Below are 12,917 nucleotides of genomic sequence, written 5' to 3' on the forward strand. Positions count from 1 at the left end.
GCCTGCGTGAAAAGTGTTCGTTGTGCGTCAGTTGGTATCTCCCAAGTAACATGGACCATTCTTCCCGGCTTGCAGCAGCTTCGATATCGTATCCGGATACAGCCTGATTTCATCCAGCTTTGCAATCTCGACCCATTCGGCGCCCACCTGAGCGGAATCCGGGCTGGAACCGGAGAAGTGGCCAGTTTCTTCGCCAATCAGCTCGCAGCTGAAGTAAAACTCCACCTGATGCACATCGGCGTCCCATTCGGCGAACTGATGGTTTTGTCCGATATATTCCCTCACATGAAGCAGCTCGCCTACTTGCACCCGCCGGCCGATCTCCTCCAGACATTCGCGGACGACGGCGTCTTTCAGCTCCTCCTTCGGCTCCTGACCGCCGCCCGGAAACAAATAAAAATAGCCTTCGTCGTCTTTGTTTTTGGTCAGCAAAAGATGTCCGTCACGGATCAGGACTGCCTTTGCGGAATTGCGAATCGGTTTCATCGGTGATCCTCCGTTTTCTGGTTCGTTGGCTGAAATGAGAAGACGAATCGGCCCGGCCTATTCGCTCCGGGTGCCGTATAAGTCCAGCATTAATGGGACGGCTCGCCATTACGGTCGATTGACTTGAATGGTTCTGCGGCCTCCCGGCTGAGCAGATCGGAATAGCTGCTGCCCCGGTGTTTTAGATGCTGGTCCAGAAAGGAGCCGGCGAGCCGGTTGATCGTAACGTGGGAATAGGTGGATACATCGTCCGATGATCATGTTGCCTCCTCCGATGCCTGTACTAATGTTATGATCAAGAATAGCATACATAAGACAAAGGGGAAACGGAAAAGTCGGCTATAGCCGGACTATCGGATCATGGTACAATGGCCGGGAACGCGCAGGAGCCAGATCGTCGCCGCCTCGCGGCAGGGGGACGAACAATGGTATAATGTTGTTAGAATATGCACACAACCCATCACACGGCGGGAATCGTCGTTTGTACAAAGGAGTGATCAGCAATGAGCGCCGATGTAAACTCTTATCAGCTGGCAACTTTCGCCGGAGGCTGTTTCTGGTGTATGGTGAAGCCGTTCGACAAACAGCCGGGCATCATCCAGGTCGTATCCGGTTATACGGGCGGCCATGTAGAGAATCCGACCTATGAGCAAGTATGCTCGGACCGAACCGGCCATGTCGAAGCGGTGCAGATCACGTTTGATCCCGAAGTGTTTTCGTATGAGCAACTGCTTGACCTGTTCTGGCGGCAAATCGATCCGACGGACGACGGCGGGCAGTTTGCCGACCGCGGCCATTCGTATACGACGGCCATTTTCGTCCATAACGACGAGCAGAGGAGGTTGGCCGAGCAGTCGAAGCGCAGTCTGGAAGAGAGCGGACGGTTCGACAAACCGATCGTTACCCCGATTTTGCCGGCCGCGCCTTTTTACTCGGCTGAAGATTACCATCAGGGCTACTACAAGACGAATCCGCTCCGCTATCAGGCTTATTATACCGGTTCGGGCCGCGCGAAGTTTCTGAAGGAGCGCTGGAAGGATGGCAATCGCGACAGCGAGCTGCAGACCCGTCTGACCCCGATGCAATACGAAGTTACCCAAAACAGCGGAACCGAGCCGCCGTTTCGCAACGAATTTTGGGATCACAAGGATGAAGGCATCTATGTCGACATCGTATCGGGAGAACCGCTATTCAGCTCGCTCGACAAGTTCGATTCGGGCTGCGGCTGGCCATCGTTCACGAAGCCGATGCTCGATGAGCAAGTGACCGACCATGTCGATGTCAGCCATAATATGATCCGGACCGAGGTCCGCAGCAAAGAGGCCGATTCGCATCTCGGCCATGTGTTCCATGACGGACCGAAGCCGACCGGTCTGCGGTACTGTATCAACTCCGCAGCGCTGCGCTTCATTCCGAAGCACAAAATGGAGGAAGAAGGCTACGGCCGGTTTCTTTCCTTGTTCGGACAGGCGTAAAACTCACTGATACAGATATGGATGAAGTCGGGCTTTTAGGGTCCGGCTTTTTTTCTTTCGATTGGAGCGATAAGAGCGATTTGCACTCCTTATTTGTTCTAAAACGAGGCTTGTTGCGAAAATAAGAGCGGTTAGCAGCTGCTAAATCGCCCATATCAGAGGATTTCCCCCGAATCTGCAGAAATAAGAGTCGCAAACCGCTCTTATCCTTGGACTGTAGAAGGCAAAGCGCAGAATAAGAGTTGCAAACCGCTCTTGTCCTTGGACTGTAGAAGGCGAAGCGCAGAATAAGAGCCGCGAACCGCTCTTATCGCACGACAGCACGTACAAACCGCCGAATCAGAGACGCTGGCCCCAGCGTCTTCACACCATCAAGAAGCAAGATTAGCCTCGCTCACAAATCAGGAATTTGCCAATCGATCTCGTCCATCCCGCGTTCGCGCAAAAACTGGTTTGCTTTCGAAAACGGCTTGCTGCCGAAAAAGCCACGGTAGGCCGACAACGGACTCGGATGCGGAGAACGGATAATAAAATGGCGCGACGTATCGATATGCTGCATTTTCTGCTGGGCGGGACTGCCCCACAAGATGAAGACGACAGGCTTCTCGCGTTCATTAAGCAAGGCGATGATCCGGTCGGTAAAAGCTTCCCAGCCTTTGCCCCGGTGCGAATTCGCGTTGTGGGCCCGGACGGTGAGCACCGTGTTGAGCAGCAGCACCCCTTGCTCCGCCCATTTGACCAGATGGCCGTTGTTCGGAATCGTACAGCCGAGATCGTCCTGCAATTCCTTATAAATGTTTTGAAGCGACGGCGGGGCGGGTACGCCGGGTTTGACCGAAAAGCTCAAGCCGTGGGCTTGTCCGGGACCGTGATACGGGTCCTGACCGAGGATGACGACCTTCGTATCCTCATAACCGGTCAGATGCAGCGCAGAGAAAATATCGTACATATCCGGGTAAACGGTGCCGCTGCGGTACTCCTCGGCGAGAAAGTACCGAAGCTCGGAATAATAGGGCCGGGCGAATTCCGCTTCGAGCAGCGGAGCCCAGTCGTTCTGTAGTTGAACAGCCATAATCTCTCTCCTGATCGTAGGTTGGTTTCTATTAGTTTATCATAGATTGGCCGCCAGTTTCATGCTATATAAGTAGAACTATCCGTCTTTCAGGTTGCAAATTCAAAGCGCATACGCCGCGAAAACGGCCCGAACGAGCCAGCATGAAACGCGGACCGGATCATATATATGGGATGTAACGCTTGTCAAGATCGGAGTGGATACGATGAGCCTCAACAGTCCGTATGTGGAGCGGTCCACGTTCCGGGTGACCGGGATGACCTGTGCCGCCTGTGCCGCGCGGATCGAGAAAGCTTTGGGCAGGATGGAAGGCGTCGACGGGGTGACCGTCAATCTGGCGATGGAACGGATGGCCGTGGCGTTCGACAAGGAAAAGATCGGCGTTCCGCAAATCGGGGAGAAGGTGCGGCAGCTCGGGTACGGGATGCAGGAGCTGGCGCGCGAAGGAAGCGAGGGAGGGGAACTGAGCGGGGACGAGGAACGGAGGCGGCTGCGCAACCGGTTTTTGTGGTCGGCGCTGCTCACGCTGCCGCTGTTGTGGACGATGTTTACGCATTGGTCGTTCACTTCTTCCGTTTGGGTGCCGGAGCTTTTTATGGACCCGTGGTTCCAGTTTGCGATGGCGGCCCCGGTGCAGTTCTGGTTCGGCAGACAGTTTTATTTCGGCGCATACCGCGCGCTTCGCGGACGGTCGGCGAACATGGACGTGCTGGTCGTGCTCGGCACTTCCGCCGCTTTTTTCTACAGCCATTATTTGACGACGACGGGAGCCGCCGCTCACGGGCATCATGACGGACATACGATGCTGTATTACGAAACGAGCGCCATGATCATTACGATCGTTCATCTCGGCAAATGGCTGGAGGCGCTGGCCAAGAAACGGACGTTATCGGCGATCCGCAGGCTGCACGAGCTGCAGGCGAAAACCGTCACGCTGTGGGCCGGGGGTTCGACCCGCGAGGTGCCGCTGGAGCAGGTGAGCGCGGGTGATATCGTTCTGATCCGTCCCGGGGAGCGGGTGCCGGTGGACGGGAGAGTCGTCGCAGGGAGCTCGGCCGTGGACGAATCTACGGTGACGGGGGAAACCGACCCGGCCGACAAGCGCGAAGGCGACCGCGTGCTGGCGGGTTCGATCAACAAGACGGGGGCGCTGCGGGTCCATACGAAGGCGGCCGGAAGCCAATCGACCGTAGCCAGAATGATCAAGCTGCTCGAAGAAGCGCAAAGCTCCAAGCCGTCGATTCAGCGGGTGGCGGACCGGATTGCCTCGGTTTTCGTGCCGGTTATTGTCGGGCTGGCCGCGGTCACCTTTGCCTACTGGTATTTCGCCGCCCCCGGAGACCCCGCCGCTCCGCTTATTCGCGCCATCTCTGTGCTGGTCATCGCTTGCCCGTGCGCCATCGGTCTGGCGACGCCGACATCGATTCTGGTCGGTACGGGTAGGGCGGCAGCCCGCGGCGTCTGGTTTAAGGAAGGCCGGCATCTGGAACAGATGCACTTGATCGATACGGTCGTGCTCGACAAAACCGGCACGATTACCGAAGGTAAGCCGAAGCTGATGGAGACGGCGGCAGCCCCCGGGATTCGTCCGGAGGAGCTGCTGCGTATAACGGCGGCGGCCGAATGGAATTCTGAGCACCCGCTCGCGCAAGCGATCGTCTCCGAGGCCGTCCGGCAAGGTATAACGGTGCCTCAGCCATCCCGGTTCGAGGCGATTCCCGGCTACGGCATACTTGCGCTAGTAGGCGACAGCGAAGTCGTCGTCGGAACCCGGCAGCTTTTGCAGCAGCACGGGGTACCTATGCAGGAAGACCCGAAGCGGATCGGCAAGCTGGAAGCGAAACGAATGACCGTGCTGTTCGTCGCCGTAGCGGGCCGCTACATCGGCTTTCTCGCCCTGCAGGACGCGATTCCGGTTTCGTCGAAGGAAGCGGTGAAGCGTCTTGGCCGGCTCGGCCTGGACGTGATGATGATGACGGGAGACAACGAGCGGACGGCGAAAGCGATAGCGGGGGAGATCGGTATACGCGAAGTGTATGCGAATGTGCTGCCCGAAGAGAAGGTGGCGATCGTGCGCAGACTGCAGCAGAAAGGGCGCCGGGTGGCGATGGTCGGAGACGGGATGAACGATGCCGCCGCGCTTGCCGCCGCCGACATCGGTATCGCCGTCGGTTCGGGCACCGACATCGCGATCGAAGCGGCGGACGTGACACTGCTGCGTCGCGATCTGACAGGGGTTGCGACGGCGGTCCGGATCGGAAGCAAAACGATCGCCAACATCCGCCAAAATCTGCTGTTCGCGCTCGTCTATAACATGCTCTCGATTCCATTTGCGGCGGCGGGCATCCTCGAGCCTTGGATGGCGGGAACGGCGATGACGCTCAGTTCGATATCCGTCGTATGCAACTCGCTCCGGCTTCACCGGGCGTCGGTGTAACGATTTGGCTGTCATACAGGGTAAGGAGGTCCCGGATTACCGCAATCGGGGCTCCTTACTTGTATTTCGGCATAGATGAAGGATTCTCTCGTAAAAAACAGTTGTATAACGAAATCGCGTATGATATGATTTGATTGAAATTTACACGAGTAAATTTATGGCGAAGATGTTGATCTTACCTAATTTTCAGGCTCTCTTCCCCCTCAAGAAACAACGCCCGAGTCTGAAAGTCGGAAATTTCCGTTGATGGAAGCGCAGAAATGGAAACGCTGTCATTATTACAAAGGAGGTATATGTCATGTCAACCAACGGGCAACAGGACTCCACTCCAACATCCGCTGCAAAGATGAGCAGAAGAAAACTGATCGCTTCAATTGGCCTTACCGGAATGGCCCTTGCCACAGGAGGGAACGTCACACAAGCTCTGGGCGATCCGCCGCAAGGATCGCCCGGCGGCACGAATAACGGCGTTTCCGGCAAAGGGGGAACGATGCGCAAACGAAACGGGAATCGCTTCTTGACTGCCACAGTAACGGCAGATACTATCGATGACTTGCGTGATTTAGCGGGCGTTAGCGACGGTGATACGGTAATGATCACGTCGGGCGGACGCGCCGGATTGTTCCGCTGGGATTCGGGCGATCGGTCGGCTGATTGCGCGAACGACCCGCTGATGGGAATGTATGTGCCGCTGAATGGGAACAACGGGAGCGGCGGCGCATTTATCCGCATACTCGACTCGGAAATAACGCCGCAAATGTTCGGGGCGAGCGGAGACGGTACCGGCGACGATTCTGGAGCCATCAACGCTTTTTTTGCCGCGATCAACACCTTCGGCCTGCGAAGCGGCAAATGCGTCGGACATTTTAGAGTCGGTGCGCCGCTTGTCGCACAGCTCGGGGCTTACAAAGGACTTACGATGGACGCAACGTTCACGTCTTCCTTCGCGGATGAAGGCTATATGCTGAGCATCACAAACAGTTATCGTCTAAATATTGTCGGCAAGCTGGCGCTCATCGGAAACGGTTCAACAATCGCTACAAGGACCAACGGAAAGGGGCTGCTGCTTGACGGCGTATTTCAAGGTTCGATTACGAAGATCGATGTCCGCCAATTTCAGCATAACGGTATCGAGATCCGAAACAATACCGGATTTTCGTCCTTTCTGAGAATCGGTGAGGTGCTGACGTATTTATGCGGCTCGGCAAAAGTGACCGGATCGAACGGGATTTCCGCAAACTGGAGCAACCGGATAGACGCTGGAGGGTCCAGTTTGCCGAATCAGCGGTCCACGATAACCGTCGATACACTCCCTCCTATACTGGATATCACCGATTATGTCTCTATCAACGGTAACCCCTATGCGGTAACGAATGTGGACCGTTCGGCGATGACGTTATCCGTTTATCCGTGGATCGATATCGGACTGAACGCGGGAACGCTAGATTACTTCGTCGGATCGGGAATATTTATCAGGGGCGGGGACAGTTCGGGCGTAAGCTTCGGTACTTTGAATACATCGGCTTGCGGAATTGGCGCGAACATATGGGCCTTGTATCCCGGCGAGGTCCAGTATTTCTCCAACGAGAGCTGTGGAATCGGCTATATCCTTGGACGAGCACCAGATTTTGCAACGGTGGGGGGAGGAATAGGCACCCATTACTGCGAAAACTGTGCGGTGAATTTCCTGAAGGCGTCTGTTTACGGACAAGGGTCGTTCCGTATTGATTCGACGGTGGATCAAGCGCAAGGCTCGAAGCATCGTGCCTTGTCCCCGCGGGACACCATGGGCGCTTTCAGTGAGCGATACCTGCTGATGAGCGGGCTTCGGATGGGGGCGGCCTACGGCTATGAGACCGAGGCGATGCAAAGCGCCAGCGCTCCGGCCGGATTTTCCACCCTCCTCTTGCGGCTTGGCGGTGGCGGTTATCCGGTCCACTCGATCCGGAAAGATTCCGCCACGATCCGCCTGCAGGATGTGTCAGGTTTGCGCACCGGGTTTGGTCATAACCAGATGTTCCTTTATGCGAGCGGGACGTCCGCGACCGGAGCGCCTGCCGGTACACTCACTTTCCAGCCGCAGGACAGCGGGTACACGGTGAACGGAAGCGGCGCCGCGGCGTTTTCCAATCTGGCGGGACCGACGATGTTCCATTGTTACTTGTCCGGAACGGCCTGGGTCGTCCAGCAGGCGGGAGGGCCCGTATTCAAGGCTGTCCAAGCCGTAACGAGCGTCAGCGTCGCCGCAGGGGATTCGCATACGGTCGATGTGTCCGTATCCGGCGCGGCTATGGGTGATTTTACGCAGAGCTCCTATTCGGTCCATATCGAAAAACTGCTTATGTCGTCGGCGGTCTCGGCACCGGGAACAGTCAGATTGAGCTTTTACAATCCGTCCTCGTCCGCGGTCACCCTTCCCGCGGGTACAGCTCATATCCGAATATCCCGTTAAGCGGCGTTTTGCTTAGTCTTCTAACTTATCCGGGAGCTTGTCCGGTCGAGGATCGTTCGTATATTTCGTGCTTCAAGGTGCGGCTCGACAACGGAGCGCCCGTATTCAGATGGTTCATCACTTCCTCGATCGTCGCAACGCCGATCTCCGGGCGGGGATAATGAACCGTGGTAAGCGGCGGCGATGTATGGCTGGACATGAGAATGTTCTCGCTGGATGCGATGGACAGCTGTCCGGGCACGGACACTCCGTTATCGCGGCAGGCGGACAGGACGCCGATAGCCATCAGATCGTTGGCGCAAACGATGGCGGTAAACGGCAAGTCCGTCCCGCCGGACAGACGTTCGGACATTTGTTTGTAAGCCATCTCAAGCGATCCGAAGGAGCCGTGCACCAGCCACTCGTCGCGGAATTCGAGCCCTTGCGCCAGCAAAGCCCGGCGAAAATGCCGGAAACGGACGTTCAGGTACGATTCTCTGTTCAATGCTCCCATAAATCCGATACGGGTATGGCCGAACCGAATCAGGTGCTCGATCATCGCCCGATAGGCTTCATACCAGTTGATGTCCGCACATGGAACGATATCGTTCGGCTGATCGGGTGTCATGACCGAGAAGAGGGGGACGCCGATTTTGGCGAAATGGTCAACCGTATCCGTTTTTAATGATTGTCCAAGCAATATAATGGCATCGACGCGTCCCGAGAAGAGCGTTTTCAGGTGGTCTTCCTCGAGCGGATCGTACGTTTGGAAGATTAAAGACTGGCCGTCTTTCCTGGCCCGATGCTCCAGTCCAAGCGCAATTCCCGTCTCAAACGGATTACCAATATGATTAAATAGCACGCCAATCTGGTTCGTTCTTCTTGTCTTTAAACTGCGCGCCGTCAAATTCGGACTGTATCCGAGCTCGCGGATCGCCTGAAGCACCTTTTGGCGGGTTGCTTCTTTCACGACCGGTTTATTGTTGATGACATAGGACACGACGGCGACGGATACGCCTGCGTGTTTGGCCACTTCGTCTCTCGTAACCATGCGTTATTCTCCTTGTAGAGCCGTCTGTTGCACTCGTTTTCAAGTTAACGATATAGAGGCCGGCGGGTAAAGTCAAGCTTTACGCAATTGCGCACAGGTTCGGAAAGAAAGAGTCACGGGTAGTTTCTTAATGTCTATTGACACAAAGACGTGGGCAATCGTAGAATAAGTTTAACTAAAATTTACACGAGTAAATTAAATCTCTTGTACAATAAAACGGAGGGGTGCCTATGGGATTGAAAATAACTCGATGCGAATAAAGAAACGATCGGGAAAGCAGTGAATCGAGGATGAAGGAGGAACAGGGGGCATGAACAAACGTTCTTGCATCATACCGGCACTTACCGTGCTTGCGATAGTGAGCGGCGGCTGCAGCCAGGCTACCACAAATGATATGCCCAAACAGGAGCCGGTCCGGAACGATCCGGTCACGTTGAAGCTGTTTAATCAAGGAGCCTACTTATTTCCGGAGCTTCAGCAGAAAGTCGAGCAAGTTATAAAAGCCAAGTATCCTCACATTACGCTCCAATACATAACCGGGGCAAAGCTCGAGGAGACGGTGGCAAGCGGGGAAGTGCCGGACCTGTTTTTTACGTTTTGGACACAAATCCCGAGGTTAGCTAAAGATTTTGACATTGTGGAAGATATGACCCCTCTCATCCAGAAGCATCAGATCGACTTGAACCGGTTTAGTCCGAACTTTATGGAAGATGTCAAGAAAGCGTCCGGCAAAGGGGAACTATTGGCGCTTCCGTACTATGCGAACTTTTTTGCGATTTATTACAACAAAGATCTATTCGATCGTTTTGCCGTTCCTTATCCGACCGACGGCATGACGTGGGACTCGATGATCGACTTGGCGAAACGGATGAGCCGCATCGAGGGCAACACCGCTTATCCGGGACTGGATCCGTCCAGTTTGTTATGGGTATCGCTGCAGTTCGGAGCTTTCCATATCGATCCCGCCACCAACAAGGCTTCCATTCACACGGAAGTTTGGAAAAAACCGTTTGAGCTTATGAAAACGATCTTGACGCTCCCCGGCAACGAAATCAACACAGCCAGCCATTTCATCAAAAATCAGAACGTGGCGATGCTGCTCAATCCGAATATTCTGGATCAGATGGTGAAGGTGAATTTCAACTGGGATCTGGTGCAATATCCGATATTGAAGGAAAATCCGAACAAATACCCGGCGATATCCGTTCACAGCTTGTTCGTCTCCAAAACGAGCAAGCACAAAGACCAGGCAATGCAGGTGATCGATGTGTTTACGTCCGAGGAAGTACAAATGTGGCTGTCGAGGCAGGGCAAAGGCTCGACACTGAAGTCCGAGGCGATCAAAGCCGCTTTTGGAGCAGACGTGCCGCTGCTGAAAAATAAAAACATCGCAGGCGCATTAAAAAGCCAGCCGCTCGCCATGCCGGCCGTCCATCAATTGGAAACGAGCGCGTCAACGGTTACGAACAAATATTTCGGTTCCTATTTGTCAGGGGAAATGGATTTGAACAGCGCGCTGCGTCTGGCGGATGAGGAAGTCAACAAGCTGATAGAAGCCGAAATGCAAAAAAAATAACAAAACAGGTGATTGTGTGATGTCAAGCATTCAATCTTATAGCGGCATTTACCCGCATCTCGCCGTAACGAACGGGGATACGGAAATGGAGTGCGGAATCGGAGCTGTTGCCGCCTGGGCGGGCAAGCTGTGGTATTTGACTTATCCTCCTTCATCACCGAATGGAAGCTCCGGCGACCGATTATACGCGTTAAATGAAGACATGTCCGTCGAGGCATATCCCTACAGCGTGGGAGGCACTCATGCGAACCGGATGATCCATACCGAATCGAAGCAGCTTATTATCGGCCCGTACTTTATCGATGAGAAAGGCGGAGTCCGAGTGATTCCGCCCGACAAGATGAAGGGAAGGCTGACCGGCGTCGCGCGCCATCTGACAGACCCGGCGAATAAAGTGTACTTTTTCGCAATGGAATCCGGCTTTTACGAGGTAGATGTTCACTCGCTGGAAGTGTCGGTATTTTTCCTCGATCCGAGTCCGGTGCTGTCGAGCCGGCCGTATCCGTACCTGCTGCCCGGAGAGCATGCCAAAGGCGCCTATACGGGTCAAGGGCGATTTGTCATTACCAACAACGGCGACGGCGGCGCTTTGGCGGAGTGGAACGGCAAGGGGGATCCCGGCAAGACAGAGAGCTGGACGATCGTCGACCGCAACAAATATACCGACGTTACCGGTCCCGGCGGAATCTGTGGAGCAAGCGACGAGTCGTCGCCGATATGGTCGGTCGGCTGGGATCACAAATCCGTCCTGCTGTCCTTGTGCGAGGGCGGAGTCTGGTCCCGATACCGGCTCCCCAAAGGAAGTTATACGCACGAAGCGGACAACGGCTGGTATACGGAATGGCCGCGTATCCGCGAAGTTGGCAAAGGCAAATGTCTGATGGGAATGTTCGGCATGCTTTACGAATTTCCGTCCCATTTTCGCAAGCGGTGCGCAGGGGGATTACGTCCTCTGGCCGTTCACCATAAAATGATCGTCGATTACGCCGAATGGAACGGCCGGATCGTGATGGCTTGCAACGACGCATCCCGATTCGACAATCCGATACTGGGACGCTCGCAATCCAATCTATGGTTTACCTCCCAGGACGAACTCCGTCATCTAGGCAAGCCCCTTGGCTGGGGAGGCGTATGGGTTAAAGAACACGTAGAGGCGAATGAGCCTTCAGAGCCGTTCCTGCTTGCCGGTTTCGAGAAACAGGTCCTGCATGTGTCCCATAACGAAAAGTACGACGTGACGTTCCAACTGGAAGTGGACCGGAACGGCAGCGGAACATGGGAGCTGCTCGATGTCGTACAAGTATCGGGTCAAGGGTACGCCTATTATATCGTCCCTGATCACGTGCAGGGCGAGTGGATCCGGCTCCGCTCCAATTCCGCGCTCCGGGAAGCGACCGCCTATTTCCACTACATGCCGTCCGAGGGAAAGGAGCAGGATGCGTCGCTGGTAAGGGGCATTACCGGCATCGGGGAACGCGGTCCGATCTCAGCCGGCATAATCCGGCCCGGGTCGGGAAGCGATTTGAAGCTTCAAATGGCCGCTGCGGTGATCGAAGACGGAAGGGTAAGCGGGACAGGTTATTACGAGATGGGCCCGGACATGATGCTGGTGAAGTGCGACCGTCCCGGCGATGAAGAACGGCTGCGCAACGATTATGCGCCAAGCCTTGATTTTGAAATCGATGAAGCATCGGTCGTATGCACCGACAAGCAAGGCAACCGTTACCGGCTTCCGAAAGGCGACGAACTCTACGGCCAGCCTACTGCGTGCGGTTGGACACGCGGCGTACGAGAAGTCGTAACCGAGCGAAGTCTGATGAATATTCACGGAACGTTTTACGAGCTGCCGCGAGATTTGTCCCGAGGGTTCCTTACCATTCAACCGATATGTTCGCATGAGCGTCTGATCTTCGATTATGCTTCGTGGAGAGGGATGCTTGTCATTTCCGGCTGCAAGCTGGACTCGGAGGAAGGGGGGCACTGCGTCAAGTCGGCAGACGGGCAGGCGGCATTATGGCTGGGCAATGTTGACGACTTGCGGAGATTCGGCGCTCCGCGCGGAGTCGGCGGACCGCTCAGAAACACGCCGGTTCAGCCGGGTATCGCTTCGGACCCGTATTTGATGGCTGGTTACGTTCACAAAACGCTTAAGCTGCGTCACGACTGCAGCCGTGCTGTACAATTTTCGATCGAGGTCGATGTGCTCGCGGACGGCAGCTGGCTCGGTTACGATCAGATCGAGGTGCCTGCAGGCACCGAAATCGTTCACCAGTTTCCTGACGGGTACAGCGCTCATTGGATTCGCGTCAAGGCGGACTCGGCTTGCCGGGCGGATGCGGTATTTATTTATGAATAAATAAGGGCGAAACCTGCGAACGAGAGGAGCTTA

At 55.3% G+C, this 12,917-nt stretch carries 8 protein-coding genes; 5 read left to right on the forward strand and 3 right to left on the reverse strand.

What is annotated here, in order from left to right; all coding sequences use genetic code 11:
- Window positions 1-27: 27 nt before the first annotated feature.
- Window positions 28-486, reverse strand: a complete 459-nt coding sequence (locus IDH45_RS20610; protein ID WP_190930023.1) for an NUDIX domain-containing protein — start codon at window positions 484-486, stop codon at window positions 28-30.
- Window positions 487-989: 503 nt separating this feature from the next.
- Here IDH45_RS20610 and msrB point away from each other — a divergent pair.
- A complete protein-coding gene (msrB, locus tag IDH45_RS20615) occupies window positions 990-1,961 on the forward strand; it encodes a peptide-methionine (R)-S-oxide reductase MsrB (RefSeq protein WP_190930024.1) in 972 nt (323 codons plus the stop codon).
- A 394-nt stretch (window positions 1,962-2,355) separates the two neighbouring features.
- Here msrB and IDH45_RS20620 read toward each other — a convergent pair whose 3' ends face one another.
- Window positions 2,356-3,033, reverse strand: a complete 678-nt coding sequence (locus IDH45_RS20620) for a uracil-DNA glycosylase (protein ID WP_190930025.1) — start codon at window positions 3,031-3,033, stop codon at window positions 2,356-2,358.
- Window positions 3,034-3,238: 205 nt separating this feature from the next.
- Here IDH45_RS20620 and IDH45_RS20625 point away from each other — a divergent pair, with 205 nt between their 5' ends.
- Together IDH45_RS20625 and IDH45_RS20630 are read left to right on the forward strand one after the other, a co-directional pair.
- A complete protein-coding gene (locus tag IDH45_RS20625) occupies window positions 3,239-5,470 on the forward strand; it encodes a heavy metal translocating P-type ATPase (protein WP_190930026.1) in 2,232 nt (743 codons plus the stop codon).
- A gap of 298 nt (window positions 5,471-5,768) precedes the next feature.
- Window positions 5,769-7,922 carry a hypothetical protein gene (locus IDH45_RS20630; protein ID WP_190930027.1) on the forward strand — a complete coding sequence of 718 codons (2,154 nt, stop codon included), beginning with the start codon at window positions 5,769-5,771 and terminating at the stop codon, window positions 7,920-7,922.
- A 25-nt stretch (window positions 7,923-7,947) separates the two neighbouring features.
- Here the strand turns inward: IDH45_RS20630 and IDH45_RS20635 are convergent, their stop codons facing one another.
- Complete coding sequence (locus IDH45_RS20635) at window positions 7,948-8,952, reverse strand: LacI family DNA-binding transcriptional regulator (RefSeq protein ID WP_190930028.1); 1,005 nt, start codon at window positions 8,950-8,952, stop codon at window positions 7,948-7,950.
- Window positions 8,953-9,262: 310 nt separating this feature from the next.
- On the opposite strand from IDH45_RS20635, the gene IDH45_RS20640 reads away from it, so the two are divergent.
- A complete protein-coding gene (locus IDH45_RS20640) occupies window positions 9,263-10,528 on the forward strand; it encodes an ABC transporter substrate-binding protein (protein WP_190930029.1) in 1,266 nt (421 codons plus the stop codon).
- 19 nt (window positions 10,529-10,547) lie between these two features.
- Window positions 10,548-12,884 carry a hypothetical protein gene (locus IDH45_RS20645; protein WP_190930030.1) on the forward strand — a complete coding sequence of 779 codons (2,337 nt, stop codon included), beginning with the start codon at window positions 10,548-10,550 and terminating at the stop codon, window positions 12,882-12,884.
- Window positions 12,885-12,917 lie beyond the last annotated feature (33 nt).

Source organism: Paenibacillus oceani (assembly GCF_014705615.1).
GTDB lineage: Bacteria > Bacillota > Bacilli > Paenibacillales > NBRC-103111 > Paenibacillus_AB > Paenibacillus_AB oceani.